Source organism: Pseudoduganella namucuonensis (assembly GCF_900116645.1).
GTDB lineage: Bacteria > Pseudomonadota > Gammaproteobacteria > Burkholderiales > Burkholderiaceae_D > Rugamonas > Rugamonas namucuonensis.
Map to the genome: position 1 here is coordinate 205,766 of NZ_FPBO01000001.1, position 16,210 is coordinate 221,975.

20 protein-coding genes are annotated in these 16,210 nt (G+C 65.6%); 13 read left to right on the plus strand and 7 right to left on the minus strand.

Going from position 1 to position 16,210, the window contains the following annotated elements:
* Positions 1–29: 29 nt before the first annotated feature.
* Both ubiA and BM436_RS00885 read right to left on the minus strand, forming a co-directional pair.
* The gene (gene ubiA / locus BM436_RS00880) at positions 30–884 is read right to left on the minus strand and encodes a 4-hydroxybenzoate octaprenyltransferase (protein WP_093552496.1); all 855 of its coding nucleotides are present in this window, start codon (positions 882–884) and stop codon (positions 30–32) included.
* Between the two features lie 67 nt (positions 885–951).
* The gene (locus BM436_RS00885) at positions 952–1,884 is read right to left on the minus strand and encodes a hydrogen peroxide-inducible genes activator (RefSeq protein WP_093552498.1); all 933 of its coding nucleotides are present in this window, start codon (positions 1,882–1,884) and stop codon (positions 952–954) included.
* 145 nt (positions 1,885–2,029) lie between these two features.
* Here BM436_RS00885 and BM436_RS00890 point away from each other — a divergent pair, with 145 nt between their 5' ends.
* Both BM436_RS00890 and BM436_RS00895 read left to right on the plus strand, forming a co-directional pair.
* Positions 2,030–3,226 (plus strand): PilT/PilU family type 4a pilus ATPase, encoded by a 1,197-nt coding sequence (locus BM436_RS00890; RefSeq protein ID WP_093552500.1) that lies wholly within the window; start codon positions 2,030–2,032, stop codon positions 3,224–3,226.
* Between the two features lie 22 nt (positions 3,227–3,248).
* Positions 3,249–3,731, plus strand: coding sequence for an adenylyltransferase/cytidyltransferase family protein (locus BM436_RS00895; protein WP_093552501.1), 483 nt, complete (start codon positions 3,249–3,251; stop codon positions 3,729–3,731).
* Between the two features lie 4 nt (positions 3,732–3,735).
* On the opposite strand, the gene BM436_RS00900 is transcribed toward BM436_RS00895, so the two are convergent.
* The 4 genes from BM436_RS00900 to BM436_RS00915 form a co-directional block, all read right to left on the minus strand.
* Positions 3,736–4,197 (minus strand): DUF421 domain-containing protein, encoded by a 462-nt coding sequence (locus BM436_RS00900; protein ID WP_093552505.1) that lies wholly within the window; start codon positions 4,195–4,197, stop codon positions 3,736–3,738.
* A gap of 140 nt (positions 4,198–4,337) precedes the next feature.
* Positions 4,338–5,117 (minus strand): transposase, encoded by a 780-nt coding sequence (locus BM436_RS00905; RefSeq protein ID WP_218164792.1) that lies wholly within the window; start codon positions 5,115–5,117, stop codon positions 4,338–4,340.
* Between the two features lie 125 nt (positions 5,118–5,242).
* A complete protein-coding gene (gene trmL, locus BM436_RS00910) occupies positions 5,243–5,713 on the minus strand; it encodes a tRNA (uridine(34)/cytosine(34)/5-carboxymethylaminomethyluridine(34)-2'-O)-methyltransferase TrmL (protein ID WP_093552990.1) in 471 nt (156 codons plus the stop codon).
* Positions 5,714–5,727: 14 nt separating this feature from the next.
* Positions 5,728–6,510, minus strand: coding sequence for a ComF family protein (locus tag BM436_RS00915; RefSeq protein ID WP_093552507.1), 783 nt, complete (start codon positions 6,508–6,510; stop codon positions 5,728–5,730).
* A gap of 57 nt (positions 6,511–6,567) precedes the next feature.
* Here BM436_RS00915 and BM436_RS00920 point away from each other — a divergent pair, with 57 nt between their 5' ends.
* The 7 genes from BM436_RS00920 (at position 6,568) to BM436_RS00945 (ending at position 12,378) form a co-directional block, all read left to right on the plus strand.
* Positions 6,568–7,488, plus strand: coding sequence for a methyltransferase domain-containing protein (locus tag BM436_RS00920; RefSeq protein WP_093552509.1), 921 nt, complete (start codon positions 6,568–6,570; stop codon positions 7,486–7,488).
* 256 nt (positions 7,489–7,744) lie between these two features.
* The gene (gene coxB, locus BM436_RS00925) at positions 7,745–8,968 is read left to right on the plus strand and encodes a cytochrome c oxidase subunit II (RefSeq protein ID WP_093552510.1); all 1,224 of its coding nucleotides are present in this window, start codon (positions 7,745–7,747) and stop codon (positions 8,966–8,968) included.
* Positions 8,969–8,984: 16 nt separating this feature from the next.
* A complete protein-coding gene (ctaD, locus tag BM436_RS00930) occupies positions 8,985–10,601 on the plus strand; it encodes a cytochrome c oxidase subunit I (protein ID WP_093552515.1) in 1,617 nt (538 codons plus the stop codon).
* A gap of 12 nt (positions 10,602–10,613) precedes the next feature.
* Positions 10,614–10,721 carry a cytochrome oxidase small assembly protein gene (locus tag BM436_RS37480; protein WP_218164793.1) on the plus strand — a complete coding sequence of 36 codons (108 nt, stop codon included), beginning with the start codon at positions 10,614–10,616 and terminating at the stop codon, positions 10,719–10,721.
* A 1-nt stretch (position 10,722) separates the two neighbouring features.
* Complete coding sequence (locus BM436_RS00935) at positions 10,723–11,280, plus strand: cytochrome c oxidase assembly protein (RefSeq protein ID WP_093552518.1); 558 nt, start codon at positions 10,723–10,725, stop codon at positions 11,278–11,280.
* A gap of 2 nt (positions 11,281–11,282) precedes the next feature.
* Positions 11,283–11,507 (plus strand): DUF2970 domain-containing protein, encoded by a 225-nt coding sequence (locus BM436_RS00940; protein WP_093552520.1) that lies wholly within the window; start codon positions 11,283–11,285, stop codon positions 11,505–11,507.
* A 13-nt stretch (positions 11,508–11,520) separates the two neighbouring features.
* Positions 11,521–12,378, plus strand: a complete 858-nt coding sequence (locus BM436_RS00945; protein ID WP_371859613.1) for a cytochrome c oxidase subunit 3 — start codon at positions 11,521–11,523, stop codon at positions 12,376–12,378.
* A gap of 177 nt (positions 12,379–12,555) precedes the next feature.
* Here the strand turns inward: BM436_RS00945 and BM436_RS00950 are convergent, their stop codons facing one another.
* The gene (locus BM436_RS00950) at positions 12,556–12,759 is read right to left on the minus strand and encodes a twin transmembrane helix small protein (RefSeq protein WP_093552524.1); all 204 of its coding nucleotides are present in this window, start codon (positions 12,757–12,759) and stop codon (positions 12,556–12,558) included.
* A 33-nt stretch (positions 12,760–12,792) separates the two neighbouring features.
* Here BM436_RS00950 and BM436_RS00955 point away from each other — a divergent pair, with 33 nt between their 5' ends.
* The 4 genes from BM436_RS00955 to cyoE are packed head-to-tail and all read left to right on the plus strand — an operon-like array spanning position 12,793 to position 16,206.
* Positions 12,793–13,524 carry an SURF1 family protein gene (locus tag BM436_RS00955; RefSeq protein WP_093552526.1) on the plus strand — a complete coding sequence of 244 codons (732 nt, stop codon included), beginning with the start codon at positions 12,793–12,795 and terminating at the stop codon, positions 13,522–13,524.
* Positions 13,502–14,125, plus strand: a complete 624-nt coding sequence (locus BM436_RS00960; protein WP_229488692.1) for an SCO family protein — start codon at positions 13,502–13,504, stop codon at positions 14,123–14,125. The genes BM436_RS00955 and BM436_RS00960 overlap by 23 nt, the downstream gene beginning before the upstream one ends.
* 12 nt (positions 14,126–14,137) lie before the next feature.
* Positions 14,138–15,316, plus strand: a complete 1,179-nt coding sequence (locus tag BM436_RS00965) for a COX15/CtaA family protein (protein ID WP_093552527.1) — start codon at positions 14,138–14,140, stop codon at positions 15,314–15,316.
* A complete protein-coding gene (cyoE, locus tag BM436_RS00970; RefSeq protein ID WP_093552529.1) occupies positions 15,313–16,206 on the plus strand; it encodes a heme o synthase in 894 nt (297 codons plus the stop codon). The genes BM436_RS00965 and cyoE overlap by 4 nt, the downstream gene beginning before the upstream one ends.
* Positions 16,207–16,210: the final 4 nt, after the last annotated feature.

The window sequence follows — 16,210 nt, forward strand, 5'->3', positions numbered from 1 at the left end:
TCCTTCGGGTTGGATGGGGGAGGGCCGCGTCAGCGCAGTGCGTAATCCAGCGCGATGCCGGCGAACACGGCCGCTCCCAGCCAGTTATTGTGCCGGAACGCGGCAAAGCAGGGCGCACGTTCGCGGCCGCGTATCAGCGTGTAGTGGTAGAGCGCGCACGCGGCCGCCACCGCCAGGCCGGCGTGGAACCACAGGCCCAGCCCGAAATGGCGGCCGGCCGCCAGCAGCATGCCCAGGTTGACCGCGTAGCACAGCATGATGGCGGCCACGTCGGCGCGGCCGAAGGTGATGGCCGAGGTCTTGATGCCGATCTTGAGGTCGTCGTCGCGGTCCACCATCGCGTATTCGGTGTCGTAGGCCACGGCCCAGAACACGTTGGCCGCCAGCAGCCACCACGCCACGGCCGGCACCGCGCCCTGCACGGCGGCGAAGGCCATCGGGATGCCGAAGCCGAAGGCGATGCCCAGGTAGGCCTGGGGAATGGCGAAGAAACGCTTGAAATACGGGTAGGTGGCGGCGATGACGACGGCCGCCACGCTGAGTTGCCTGGTCAGCGCGTTCAGCGGCAGGATCAGCGCGAACGACAGCGCGGCCAGCAGGCCGGCGATGGCCAGCGCCTCCTTGCCGCTGACCCGTCCGCTCGTGATGGGCCGTTCGGCGGTGCGCTTGACGTGGCGGTCGAAGTCCTGGTCGGCGTAGTCGTTGACGGCGCAGCCGGCCGAGCGCATCAGCAGGGTGCCGAGGCAGAAGATGAGCAGCAGGCGCCAGTCCGGCACGCCGCCGCTGGCCAGCCACAGCGCGCCCAGCGTGGGCCACAGCAGCAGCACGGTGCCGATGGGTTTGTCGAGCCGCACCAGGCGGAAGTAGAGCTGCAGCTTGTTCATCGCGATGACGTGAGGGGGAAAACCGCGATTATAGTATGGCGGCCGCGGGCCATCGCGGGCGTGGCCGCTAGTCGCAGCCCAGCGGCGAGACGCCGGGCAGGCGGCACTGGGCCACGGCCTCGCAGACGGCGTCGATGGCGGCCTTGCGGGTGAAGCTCTTGCGCCACACCATGACCACGCGGCGCGACGGTTCGGGCTGGTCGAAGTGGCGGAACTGCAGCATGCCGTCGTGGCTGTTCATATCCGGCACCGAGGCGCGCGGCAGCACGGTCAGGCCGATGCCGCTGGCCACCATGTGGCGTATGGTTTCCAGCGAGGAACCCTCGAATGTGCGCTGCATGCCGTTGCCGGGCGAGGAGAAGCGCGCCATCTCGGGGCACACCTCCAGCACCTGGTCGCGGAAACAGTGGCCATTGCCCAGCAACAGCATGGTTTCCGTCTTCAAGTCCTCGGCGGGGATGGTCTTGCGCGCGGTCCAGGCGTGGTTGTGTGGCATGGCGACGACAAAGGGCTCGTCGTACAGCGCGTGCACGGCCATGCCGTGCTCGGGCAGCGGCAGCGCCATGATGGCGGCGTCCAGCTCGCCCTGGCGCAGCATCTCCAGCAGCTTCACGGTGAAGTTTTCCTGCAGGATGAGCGGCATTTGCGGCACTTTGGCGATCATTGCCTTCACCAGCGGCGGCAGCAGGTAGGGGCCGATGGTGTAGATCACGCCCAGCCGCAGCGGGCCGGCCAGCGGGTCCTTGTTTTGCTTGGCGAGTTCCTTGATGGCGGCGGTCTGTTCCAGCACGCGCTCGGCCTGGGCCACGATCTGCGCGCCCAGCGGCGTGACGGAGATCTCGGCGCCGCCCCGTTCGAACAGCACGACACCCAGCTCGTCCTCGAGCTTCTTGATCGCAACCGACAGCGTTGGCTGGGCGACGTAGCAGGCTTCGGCGGCGTGTCCGAAGTGTTTCGCCCGCGCAACAGCGACGATGTATTTCAGTTCGGTCAGTGTCATGAACCTATTTGAACACAGGCAATCGCGGGGCGCAATGCCGGTGTTGCCTTTGTATCTACGCAAGAAAGCGTGGTGGCGCGGGGCAACGCTTATATATAATGGGCCGCATGGGCCGCCTTGGCGGCCGGCGAACAGCGAGGCGCGCATGTCATCCACTTTTGGCCACGACGAGGCCCAGGCCTATATCCACAAGCTGTTGACGGTGATGCACCAGACCGGCGGCTCGGACCTGTTCATCTCCGCCGACTTCCCGCCCAGCATCAAGTCGCAGGGCGCGATGAAGCCGCTCAGCCAGCAGCGCCTGACGGGCGAGGTGACGCGGGCGCTGGCGATGTCCATCATGAACGACAAGCAGCGCGCCGAGTTCCAGGCCGAGATGGAATGCAATTTCGCCATATCCCTGCCCAACGTGTGCCGATTCCGCGTCAACGTCTTCGTACAGCAGCAAAACGTGGCGATGGTGATCCGCACCATCGCGTCCGAGATCCCCAATTTCGAGAAGCTGGACCTGCCCGAGGTGCTGAAGGAGGTCATCATGACCAAGCGCGGGCTGGTGCTGGTGGTGGGCGGCACGGGTTCGGGCAAGTCGACCACGCTGGCGGCCATGATCGACTACCGCAACAGCAATTCGGCCGGCCACATCATCACGGTGGAGGACCCGGTCGAGTACGTGCACAAGAACAAGGGCTGCCTGGTCACGCACCGCGAGGTGGGCGTGGACACGCACTCCTGGCACAACGCGCTGAAGAACACGCTGCGCCAGGCGCCGGACGTGATCCTGATCGGCGAGATCCGCGACACCGAGACCATGGAGCACGCCATCGCGTTCGCCGAGACGGGCCATTTGTGCCTGGGCACGCTGCACGCGAACAACGCCAACCAGACCATGGACCGCATCATCAACTTCTTCCCGGAGGAGCGCCGCAACCAGCTGCTGATGGACCTGTCGTCCAACCTGCGCGCCATCGTCTCGCAGCGGCTGATCCGCACCGAGGACGGCAAGGGCCGCAAGGCCGCCATCGAAATCCTGCTGAACACGCCCACCATCGCCGAGATGATCTTCAAGGGCAACTTCCAGGCCATCAAGGAAATCATGCACAAGTCGCGCGAGCTGGGCATGTGCACTTTCGACCAGGCGCTGTACGAACTCTATAATAAGGGCTACATCGCGTATGAAGAGGCGATACGCAATGCCGACTCGGCCAACGGCCTGCGGCTGCAGATCAAGCTGCGCGGCGACCGCAAGGAGCCGGACGCAGGCGGCGGCGCCAGCACCGCCGGCGAGCTGAGCATGCAGATCGAGGAAGAGGAAGAGGAAGACGAAGCGCCTGGCAAGCAGTGAGTTAGCAACCGTAAAAGGATTTATGCCGTCATTTGAAGAAAAACTCTGCGACCGCGCCGCCCTCAAGGCGCGCGTGGCCGCGCTGCCGCAGCCGGTGGTGCTGACCAACGGCGTGTTCGACATCCTGCACCGGGGCCACGTCACCTATCTGGCGCAGGCGCGCGCGCTGGGCGCCTCGCTGGTGGTGGCGGCCAACACCGACGCCTCCGTCAAGCGCCTGGGCAAGGGCGACGACCGGCCGCTGAACGCCTGCGAGGACCGCATGGCGGTGCTGGCCGCGCTGGAATCGGTCAGCCTGGTGGTGCCGTTCGACGAGGACACCGCGCTGGAAGTGGTGGAGGAATGCCGGCCTGGCATCTACGCCAAGGGCGGCGACTACGACATGACGGCGATACCGGAGGGGCGCGCCGTGCTGGCCTACGGCGGCCGGGCGGTCGCCATCGATTTCGAGCACGACCGCTCGACCACCAAGCTGCTGGCCAAGGTGCGCACTTACGGCGGCTGAGGCCTCACTTCTTCTTGAGGACGGTGATGCGGCCGTCGGCCTCGAGGAAAATGCATTGCATTTCCGACATGTCGCAGTCCTGTTCGCGCATGGCCTGGTCGATCTCCTCGCGGGCCACGCGGTTGCTCTTGAGGACCGCCTCGAAGATGTCCCCGTCCCGTCCCAGCAGCACGGCGCTGCCGTCGATGATGGCGGCCGCCTTGCTGCTGTGGGAGGTGACGAAGGCGATGGCGACGTTGAGCGCGATCAGCGTGCCCGCCAGGACGAGTCCGCCCGGCACCGACTCCTCGCCGCCGGACAGCGAGTTGGACACCGCCTCGCTGAGCAGCATCACGACCAGCAGGTCGAAGGGGGTGAACTGGCCGACCGTGCGCTTGCCGGAAAAGCGCACCATGACCAGCAGCGCCCCGTAAATGATGGCCGCCCGCGCCATGAGCTCCCACCACGGCAACTCCATCTCGAACATGACCGCCTCCACGAATAGCTGATCCGTCCTTATACGACGACCCCCCGCCGCGCGCCCACACCGTAGGCGGCCCACTGCTCACGCCGCTTTGGGGTCAGACCCCTTTTGCGGTTGACGCCGCTTGACCGCGGCCGGATGGATTACTTTTTCGGGGCGGGCAGCATGTCGATCACGCGACGCACTGCTCGCGGCGATATGCCGAAACGGCGCGCGATCGCGCTGATTGAATGCCCCCCGGATAGGAAGGCATGTCGGATCGCCTCGTTTCGTCCATGTAGACGCAAGTCGCGTTGCGCCGCATCGGTTGACGAGGGCAACGCGATAGTCGTCGCTGGACGCGGCAGTAAATCGGCCAACGGGTCGCCATGCCCGATCCCTCGCAACACAAACTCAGCGTATGCCAGCCGTCGAGAGGCAAGGTCGCCCTTGCCAAACTGGCTGAGCATCCATTCCGCGTGGAGCCAGGCTGGCGCGTTGACCTTGCCGGCGAAGGCGGCGTAGCTGCTCCAGCGCCAGGCGACCGGGTGCGCCGTCAGCCTCGCGCGCACCGGATTCAGCGAAATATATCTCGAGGTTTCAAGCAAATGCGCCTCGCGTTCGATCGGCAACGCGTAGTAGCGACCCTGGATGACGTGTCCGGTCAGCTCATGGCGCCAATTGAATTTTTGGCAGTACTTGCCGTTGAGGTAGGCCATCCCGGCGGCGAGATTGGCCTGCGGCGTTTCGACCAGCAAATGAAAGTGATTCGGCATTTGACAATAGCTGTGGACCAGGAAGCCATATTTATCCACGGTTGTGCCAAGCACATCTTGCCAACGCAGGTAATCGTCGTCCGCCCGATAAATCGCCGCGCCACGGTTGCCTCGGGAGGTAACGTGGTACAGGGCGTTGGCGAATTCGTTGCGGGGCGATCTGCTCATGCGCCCAACTTAGCAGCGTGCCATCGCGTCGCGTTGACCATGCTCACGCGAAGGCGCAGCTTGCCGTCAATCAAGCGGCGTCAACAGCGCATGGGGTCTGACCCCAAAGCGGCGTGAACAATAAGTCAGGCGCCGCCGGCGTAGCCGTTCTGGCGCCAGGCTTCGAACACCACCACGGCGACCGTGTTGGACAGGTTGAGGCTGCGGTTGTCGGGACGCATGGGCAGGCGGATGCGCTGGCTCGCGGGGAAGCCGTCGCGCAGCGCCGGATCGAGGCCGCGCGTTTCGGATCCGAACACGAACACGTCGCCGGGCTGGAAGCGGGCCTCGGCGAACGGCGAGGAGCCGTGCGTGGTCATCGCGTACATGCGCGCCGGGTCCGGTTGCAGGTCGGCCAGGAAGGCGTCCCAGCTCTTGTGCACCTTCATGCTGGCATATTCGTGGTAATCGAGGCCGGCGCGCTTCATCTTGCTGTCTTCCAGCGGGAATCCCAGCGGTTCGATCAGGTGCAGCCGCGCGCCCGTGTTGGCGCACAGGCGGATGACGTTGCCGGTGTTGGGCGGGATCTCGGGGTGGACCAGGACTACGTGAAACACTTTCTTCTCCTTCACTATATATAATGCGGCGGCGTGCGCGCGAACACCAGGCAGGTGACGCGCGCGGCGCCGTAGCGCTTGAATGTGGCGGCCAGCGCGTTCAGCGTCTCGCCGCTGGTCATCACGTCGTCCACCAGGCCGATGTGGCGACCCTCCACCAGCGCCCGGTCGCGCAGCGCGAACGCGCGGGCGACGTTGGCGCCCCGCGCCGATGGTTCGACCAGGCTTTGCGCGGCGGTGTCGTGCACCCGCACGGCCAGCCTCGGATGCAGCTCCACGCCCAGCGCCCGCGACAGCGGCCGGGCGATCTCCAGCGCCTGGTTGAAGCCGCGCCCGGCCAGCCGCTTCGGCCCCAGCGGCACGGGGCACAGCAGGGCGGGGCGCGCGAAACCGGGCGCGGCCAGGGCGGCGTCCGCCAGCGCCCGGCCGAACAGCGCGGCGAGCGCCAGACGGCCGCGGAATTTCAGTTGCAGCACCAGCCGGTCCAGCGGCAGCGCGTAATCCACGGCCACGAAGGTGGCGTCGAAGGCGGGACGGTCGGTGACGCAGCGTCCGCACAATCGGGCGCCGGCCGCCCCGTCCGCGCCCTCGGCCAGCGGATTGGCGCAGACCCGGCAGCGCGGACGCGCGCAACGCAGGTGCTCGGCGTGGCAGGACGCGCAGGCGATGCGCCCGCCCGCCGCGCCGCCGCACAGCACGCATTCGCCGGGCAGCAGGACGTCGGCCGCCGCCCCCAGCGCCGCCAGCAGGCGCGCGCTCCACGGCGCGGCCGCGTCGTCCGGTGGAACGGTCGGCATCGCGTATCCTCCCAACCATGTAAACTGCCGCCATTATCTCATTCGCGAAGCGATACCATGCAAGTGCCTGCCAAACCGCCCAAATTGAGCGCGCCCATCGACCTGGAGCGCGTGCGCGCGCTGTTTTCCCGCCCCGAACGCGTCCAACCGTCCGATTTCCTGCGCCGCGAAGTGGCTTCCCGCATGCACGACCGCCTGGACCTGGTGCGGATCACGCCGCGGCGCGTGCTGGACGCCGGCTGCGGCGAGGGTGCCGATTTGTCACTATTGCAGAAAAAGTTCGCCGCCGCCCAGATCGTCGGCATCGACGCCTCCGAGGCGATGGCGCGCGCGGCCAGGGGGCCGGCCGCGCGCGGCCTGAACCAGCTGCTGAGCAGGCTGCTGCCGGCGAAGACCGGCGTCGACCTGCTGTGCGGCGACTACGCCGAGCTGCCGCTGCCGCTGCACAGCGTGGACCTGGTGTGGTCCAACCTGGCGCTGCACTGGCATCCGCAGCCGGACCGCGTGTTCGCCGAGTGGCGCCGCGTACTGGCCGTCGACGGCCTGCTGATGTTCTCCTGCTTCGGCCCGGACACCTTCCAGGAGCTGCGCGCCGCCTTCGCCGATGTGGACCTGGCGCCACATGCGCTGCCTTTCGTGGACATGCACGATTTCGGCGACCAGCTGGTGGAGGCGGGCTTCTCCACGCCGGTGCTGGACATGGAAAAGATCACCGTCACCTACGACGGCGTGCAGGCGCTGCTGGCCGACGCGCGCGCCTGGGGCGGCAACCCGCTGAGCACCCGCCGCAAGGGCCTGCTGGGCCGCGGGGCGCATGGCAGGCTGCTGTCCGCCCTGGAGCGCCAGCGCCGCCCGGACGGCAAGCTGGGCCTGACTTTCGAGGTGGTCTACGGCCACGCCTTCCGTCCCGCGCCGCGCGTCACCAGCGCGGGCGAGTCCATCATTCGCTTCGATCTTCCGCGAAAGCCCAATAAATAAGCACGAATAAGCGTAATATCGCTGCGCGTATGTGGCAAATATCGCCAAAGCGGTCGGCAATGCACTTGCGTAATGGATAATCTTCTTGATGCGTCCAAGGGATGTTGTCTATAATCCTTGACTAATTTTGCCATCATTTCGCCTGGTTTCCAGGACCCGGCGAGGGATTTTAGGTGTTGTAGCGTACGGCGGCTATTCAGAACATCGGACGGCTGCCTTTAAAAAATATTTTATTTCTTGGGTGGTTGGGGAAAACATGAAACATGCAAAGCGATTTCAATCGTTGATGCTCGCGCTGTCGATGACGGCCGCCGCCGTCCCCGCGTGGGCGGCGGAGGCGGCGGCAGCGGCATCGGAATACTCGAAGGCGACAGGCGGCACCGGCGGTCCCATCGCCAACCAGCTGAACCTGGCGCCGCCGGCAACGGCGATCGCTGCGGACATCTACAGCCTGCACAACCTGATGATGTACATCTGCCTGGCGATCTTCGTCGCCGTGTTCGGCGTGATGTTCTATTCCATCTTCAAGCACCGCAAGTCGCTGGGCCACAAGGCCGCCTCCTTCCACGAATCGACCGCCGTTGAAATCGCCTGGACCATCGTGCCCTTCCTGATCGTGATCGGCATGGCGCTGCCCGCCACCCGCACCGTGGTCGCCATGAAGGACACCGCCAACGCCGACGTCACCATCAAGGCCACCGGCATGCAGTGGAAATGGGGCTACGACTACCTGAAGGGCGAGGGCGAGGGCATCAGCTTCGTCTCCAACCTGTCCACCCCGCGCGCGCAGGTCGGCCAGCCCGGCCAGGCCGCCACCGAGAAACGCGGCGAAAACTACCTGATCGAAGTCGACAACGAGGTGGTCGTGCCGGTCAAGAAGAAGATCCGCATCGTCACCACCGCCAACGACGTGATCCACGCCTGGATGATCCCGGCCTTCGGCGTGAAGCAGGACGCCATCCCCGGCTTCGTGCGCGACACCTGGTTCCGCGCCGAGTACACCGGCGTTTATCGCGGCAATTGCGCCGAACTGTGCGGCAAAGAGCACGCCTTCATGCCGATCGTGGTGCGCGTCGTGACCTCGGAAGAGTACAGCGCCTGGGTCGACAAGAAGAAAAAGGAAATGGCCGCGCTGGCCGACGATCCGACCAAGACCTGGACCATAGACGAGCTGAAAACCAAGGGCGAGAAGGTCTACACCGCCAACTGCGCGGTCTGCCACCAGGCGACCGGCAAGGGCGTGCCGGGCGCGTTCGCCGCGCTGGACGGCTCCGAAAACGTGAACGGCCCGAAAGCCGATCAGATCCACGTGCTGCTGAACGGTAAGAAGAGCGGCAAGTTCCCGGCTGAAATGCCAGCCTGGAAACAACTGTCGGACACCGATATTGCGGCTGTCATCACGTACACCCGTAATAGCTGGTCGAACAAGCCGGCCGAAAACATCGTTCAACCAGCCGAAGTCCTGGCTGCACGCAAGTAATTAGGAGCTGCACATTATGAGCACGACTGTCGATCACGCACACGATCACGCCCATGGCCACGACCATGGTCACGACCACGATCACGCACACGATCACCCCAGCGGCTACCAGCGCTGGCTGTTCGCCACCAACCACAAGGATATCGGTTCGCTGTACCTGTGGTTCTCCTTCATCATGCTGCTGTCCGGCGGCGTGCTGGCGCTGATGATACGCACCGAGCTGTTCCAGCCCGGCCTGCAGTTCTTCCAGCCCGAGTTCTTCAACCAGCTCACCACCATGCACGGCCTGGTGATGGTGTTCGGCGCCATCATGCCGGCCTTCGTCGGCTTCGCCAACTGGATGATCCCGCTGCAGGTGGGCGCCTCCGACATGGCGTTCGCGCGCATGAACAACTTCTCGTTCTGGCTGCTGCCGCCGGCCGCGCTGCTGCTGGCCGGCTCCTTCTTCGTGCCGGGCGGCGCCACCGCCGCCGGCTGGACGCTGTACGCGCCGCTGTCGACCCAGATGGGCATCGGCATGGACATGGGCATCTTCGCCATGCACATCATGGGCGCCTCGTCGATCATGGGCTCGATCAACATCATCGTCACCATCCTGAACATGCGCGCGCCCGGCATGACCCTGATGAAGATGCCGATGTTCTGCTGGACCTGGCTGATCACCGCCTACCTGCTGATTGCCGTGATGCCGGTCCTGGCCGGCGCCATCACCATGACGCTGACCGACCGCCACTTCGGCACCTCGTTCTTCAACGCCGCCGGCGGCGGCGACCCGGTCATGTACCAGCACATCTTCTGGTTCTTCGGCCACCCCGAGGTCTACATCATGATTCTGCCGGCCTTCGGCATCGTGTCCCAGATCATCCCGGCCTTCGCCCGCAAGCCGCTGTTCGGCTACGCCTCGATGGTGTACGCCACCGCGTCGATCGCCATCCTGTCGTTCATCGTCTGGGCCCACCACATGTTCACCACCGGCATGCCGGTGACCTCGCAGCTGTTCTTCATGTACGCCACCATGCTGATCTCGGTGCCGACCGGCGTGAAGGTGTTCAACTGGATCGCCACCATGTGGAAGGGCTCGATGACCTTCGAGACCCCGATGCTGTTCGCCGTCGGCTTCATCTTCGTGTTCACCATGGGCGGCTTCACCGGCCTGATCCTGGCCGTCACGCCGATCGACATCCAGCTGCAGGACACCTACTACGTGGTGGCCCACTTCCACTACGTGCTGGTGGCCGGCTCGCTGTTCGCGCTGTTCGCCGGTTTCTACTACTGGGGTCCGAAGTGGACCGGCTTCATGTACAACGAGACCATGGGCAAGCTGCACTTCTGGGCGTCGCTGATCACGTTCAACATCACCTTCTTCCCGATGCACTTCCTGGGCCTGGCCGGCATGCCGCGCCGCTACGCCGACTACCCGGCGCAGTTCACCGACTTCAACTCGATCGCCACCGTCGGCGCCTTCGGTTTCGGCCTGTGCCAGGTGTTCTTCCTGTTCTTCGTGGTGCTGCCTTCGATCCGCGGCGGCAAGCCGGCGGCCGACAAGCCATGGGACGGCGCCGAGGGCCTGGAGTGGACCGTGCCGTCGCCGGCGCCGTTCCACACCTTCGAAACCCCACCGACCGTCAAATAAGCGGGGCGCACCATGAGCGATCGGAAAAAACCCAACAACCTGAAGCTGGCCCTGACCCTGGGTTCGATCGCCGTGGTGTTCTTCGCCGCGGTGTTCGTCAAGCGCAGCCTGATGGGATGATATGAGCGATAGCGGCGGTAACCGTAGCGACAATCTGCGGATGATGCGCAAGCTGCTCGTCATCGCGGTGATGATGTTCGGCTTCGGTTACCTGTTGATCCCGGTGTACAAGCATATTTGCGAAGTACTCGGCATCAACAACATCACCCAGAAGGACGGCACGGCCGGCCTGGAAGCCAACACCCAGGTCGACACGAGCCGCAAGATCACGGTGGAACTGGACAGCAATGCGCACGGGCCGTGGCGGTTCCGCCCCACCCAGCGCAGTGTCGAGGTCCATCCGGGCGAGTTGGTGACGGTGGTGTACGAGGTGGTCAACATCCAGCCGCGCACGGTGCACGCGCAGGCGATACCGAGCTACGCGCCGACCAACGTCTCGGCCTACTTCAAGAAGATGGACTGCTTCTGTTTCAAGCAGCAGACCCTGAAGGCGAACGAGGCGCGGCAGATGCCGGTGGTGTTCTACATCGACCCGAAGTTGCCGCGGGATGTAAAGACGTTTACGCTGTCCTACACGTTCTTTGAGATCGCCGGTCTGGACCAGACGGCGTCGCGTTGACGATGGAACAGAAGAAGGAAGAGGGTCAACCCGGAAAGAAGCACGCTTCTTTCATGTACTCGATGAAGGCGGTGGCGTGGTCGTTCTTCGGCCTGCGCCGCAAGCGCGATTTCGACCAGGACGAGGCCAAGCTGAATCCTGTGCACGTGATCGTCGCGGCCCTGCTGGGCGCCGCCTGTTTCATCGGTTTGCTGATAACAATAGTGAAGTTCGTAGTGGCTAAGTAAATTCTAGGAGATGATGATGAGTTCTCATAACGCGGCACCGTACTACTTCGTGCCTGGCCCTTCCAAGTGGCCCATGCTGGGCGGCATGTCGCTGCTCCTCACCATGATAGGCGCCTCCGCGTGGGTCAACGACGTGTCGTGGGGCCCGGCCGCCAACATCGTCGGCGTGCTCTGCACGCTGGTGGTGCTGTATTTCTGGTTCGGCGACGCCATCAAGGAATCCGAGGCGGGCTTGTACAGCAAGCGCATCGACCACTCCTTCCGCTGGTCGATGGGCTGGTTCATTTTCTCCGAGGTGATGTTCTTCGCGGCCTTCTTCGGCGCGCTGTTCTACGCCCGCACCATTACGCTGCCATGGCTGGGTGACCTGGACCATAAATTCATCTGGCCGGACTTCGCCGCGCAATGGGGCAACACCCCGGCCGGCGTGATCGAGCAATTCACCGCGATGGGCCCGTTCCCGATCCCGACCATCAACACCGCGCTGCTGTTGACCTCGGGCCTGACGCTGACCATCGCCCACCACGCGCTGATCGCTGGCAAGCGCGCCAAGACCGTGACCTGGCTGGCCGCCACCGTGCTGCTGGGCGCCGTGTTCATGGGTTTCCAGGTGTACGAGTATATGCACGCGTACAGCGAACTGAACCTGAAGATGACCTCGGGCATCTACGGTTCCACCTTCTTCATGCTGACCGGCTTCCACGGCTTCCACGTGACCATGGGCGCGATCATGCTGGCGGTGGTGATGTTCCGCGTCATGAAGGGCCACTTCACGCCCGAGCACCACTTCGGCTTCGAGGGCGCCGCCTGGTACTGGCACTTCGTCGACGTGGTGTGGCTGGGCCTGTACGTCGTGGTCTACTGGCTGTAAGGGTATAATCCGCGGCGGTTCCACCGCCGCGCAGTGTCAGCCGCAAAAGAAAAGCCGCGCGCGGGATGGTTCCGCGTGCGGCTTTTTTGTTGGCGCGGGCCGAGGGGACAGACCCGCGATCCGGGACGCTGGCCGTCGCGACGGCGCGTGGCGCGGACGGTCTGTCCCCGGTTTAAGCTAGCGGATGCCGGTCGGCTGGATATAGCCCAACTGGTTGGCGATCAGGATGGCGGCGAACAGCAGGATGGAGAACGCCACCCGCAGGCCCAGCGAGCGCGCCATGCGCGGGTCCGCCTTGTCCTTCTGGCGCATCATGTGGTACAGGGCTGAGCCCAGGCTGCCCAGGATCAGGAGGAAGGCGATGGCGACGACGATTTTCATGATGTGCGGTGTAAGGAAGAAGGCTTCATTGTAATGCGTATCGCCTTTCGTTTTAAACTGATCCCCTTCATCGCCACCGTGCTGCTGGTGGCGCTGGGCGTCGCGCTCGGCCAGTGGCAGGACCGGCGCGCGGCCGAGAAGACGGCGCTGGAGGCGCGCCTGCGCGCCGGCGCCGAGGCCGGCCCGCTGGTGCTGGACGGCGCGCCCGTGCCGGCCGAGCGGGCCGAGTTCCGCAGCGTGCGCGTGACGGGCCAGTTCGTCGCCGGCTGGCCCATTTACCTGAACAATCGTCCGTATCGGAACCGGGCCGGTTTTTATCTGCTGATGCCGTTTAAAATCAGCGGTTCCGGCATGCACGTGCTGGTGGCGCGCGGCTGGCTGCCGCGCGACGCGGCCGATCTGAACAAGATCCCGCCCTACGGCACGCCGGCCGGCACGGTCACGCTGGAGGGCGTGGCGCGCGCCAGGTCCGGCCACGTGATGCAGCTGGGCGAGGCGCCCGCGCTCGCGCCGGGGGCGGTGGTGCAGAACGCCGGCGCGGCCGAGGTGGCCGCCGCCAGCGGGCTGGCGCTGCTGCCCTTCATCGTCGAGCAGGCCGCGCCGGCCGGCGCGGACGACAGCGGCATCGTGCACGACTGGCCGGCGCCCGCGCTGGGCGTGGACAAGCACAAGGGCTACGCCTTCCAGTGGTACGCGCTGGCGGCGATGGCCTTACTCTTTTTCGTAGTGACAGGATATAAACGTGGAACCAAGCCTGGAAAATAAAGCCGACGTGAGGAACGACGCCGAGCGCACCCGCAAGGGCCGCTGGAAGCTGCTGGCCGTGCTGGCCGTGTGCGCTGCGCCGATGATCGCGTCCTATTTCACCTATTACGTCATCAAGCCCGAGGGCCGCACCAACTACGGCGCGCTGCTGGACCCGCGCCAGCATCCGATTCCGCCCATGGCCAGCGCCACGCTGGACGGCAAGCCGGCCACGCTGGAGGGTTTCAAGGGCAAGTGGGTCATGCTGAAGGTGGGCGGCTCCGACTGCCAGCAGGCCTGCCAGGACCAGCTGTTCTCGATGCGCCAGCTGCGCACCATGCAGGGCAAGGAGATGGAGCGCGTCGAGCGCGTCTGGCTGATCACGGACAACGAGCCGCTGGACACCTTGCTGCTGCGCGTGAACGACGGCACCCGCATGCTGCGCGCGCCGGCCGACGTGGTGCAAAAATGGCTGCCGGTGGAGCGGGGTGGCCAAGCGTCCGACCATATCTACCTGATCGACCCGCTGGGCAACCTGATGATGCGCTTCCCGAAGAATCCCGAGCCGGGCAAGGTCAAGAAGGACATCGGCAAGCTGCTGAAGGCCTCGGCCATCGGCTGACGGGGGACCGGCATGCACACCACCATCGCCCAACTCGCGATCACCGGCCTGCTGGTGGCGCTGCTGCCGCTGTCCATGGTCTGGGTCTCGTCCGACGAGAACAAGTACCGCAAGCTGGTCTGGATCAGCGTGTTCCTGACCTTCGACCTGATCGTGTTCGGCGCCTTCACCCGCCTCACCGATTCCGGCCTGGGCTGCCCGGACTGGCCGGGCTGCTACGGCCTGGCCAACCCCTTCCTGGCGCACGAGGAGATCCGCGCCGCCGAGGCGCTGATGCCGACCGGCCCGGTCACCATGTTCAAGGCCTGGGTCGAGATGATCCACCGCTACCTGGCCATGGCCATCGGCGTGCTGATCATGGCCATGATGGCCACCGCCTGGCTGCAGTGGACCAGGCATCGCCGCCCCGGCTTCGAGCCGGCCATGCCGACCGCGCTGTTCTTCTTCGTCTGCCTGCAGGGCGCGTTCGGCGCCTGGACCGTCACGCTCAAGCTGCAGCCGGTGATAGTGACCATTCACTTGCTGCTGGGCATGGGTTTGCTGGCCATGCTGGGCTGGATGGGCTGCCGCCAGGACCGCGTGCACGCCGAACTGCAAGGCGTGTTCGTCCCCGCCTCCGCGCCGCCGCCGGTGCTGAACGCCATCCGCTGGCTGGCCGTGGCCTCCGCCGTGGCGGTGTTGATACAACTGGCGCTGGGCGGGTGGGTGAGCACCAACTACGCCACGCTGGCGTGCACCGAGTTCCCGCTGTGCGCCGGCAAGCTGGTGCCGGAGATGGACTTCGAGCACGGCTTCCACCTGTGGCGCGAGCTGGGCAAGACCGCCGCCGGCCACTACCTGCCGTTCGAGGCGCTGACCGCCATCCACTGGGTGCACCGCAACTTCGCGCTGGTGGTGGTGGCGCTGGCCGGCTACACCGCCCACCGCGCCTGGGGCGTCGCCGGGCTGGCCGGGCTGGCGCGCTGCGCCGCGCTGCTGCTGGCCGCGCAGGCCGCCACCGGCGTGGCCACCATCTACCTGAACTTCCCGCTGGCCATCGCCGTGCTGCACAACGGCGGGGCGGCGCTGCTGGTGCTGGTGCTGGCCATGCTAAACTATAGGGCTAAGCATCAATTCGACACGGCCCAGCAAGGCGCGGACGGCTCATCGCGCCGGCCCGCCACCACTGCGCCAGCCAGGCACCCGCAATGACGACCCAGACAGTTACCCATAAATCGAGCAACCGCATCTCCCAGTACCTGGCGCTGACCAAGCCGCGCGTCACGCAGCTGGCGGTGTTCTGCGCCGTGATCGGCATGTTCCTGGCCAGCGAAACGCTGCCGGACTGGCGCGTCGTGCTCGCGGCCACGGCCGGCATCTGGCTGCTGGCCGGCGCCGCCTTCGCCGTCAACTGCCTGGTCGAGCGGGAGATCGACGCGCGCATGGCGCGCACCGCGCGCCGCCCGATGGCGCAGGGCGAGCTGTCGGTGACGCAGACCGTGGTGTTCTCGGCCGCCATCGGCGGCCTGGGCATGTGGGTGCTGTACGCGCTGGTCAACCCGCTGACCATGTGGCTGACCTTCGTCACCTTCGTCGGCTACGCCGTCATCTACACCATGATATTGAAGCCGGCCACGCCGCAGAACATCGTCATCGGCGGCCTGTCCGGCGCCATGCCGCCGGCGCTGGGCTGGGCCGCGATCGCCAACGACGTGCCGATGCAGGCCTGGCTGCTGGTGCTGATCATCTTCATCTGGACCCCGCCGCACTTCTGGGCGCTGGCCATGTACCGCCGCGACGACTACGCCAAGTCCGGCCTGCCGATGCTGCCCGTCACGCACGGCATGAACTTCACCGGCTTCCACGTGTGGCTGTATTCGATCGCGCTGGCCGCCACCACGCTGCTGCCGTTCGCCGTCAAGATGAGCGGCTTGATCTACCTGGCCAGCGCCGTGGTGCTGAACGCCATCTTCCTGTGGCACGGCTGGCGCGTCTACCGCCACTACAGCGACCTGGTGGCGCGCAAGGCCTTCACCTGGTCCATCGTCTACCTGTCCCTGTTGTTCGCCGCGCTGCTGGTGGACCATTACATCAAGATTTGAGCGC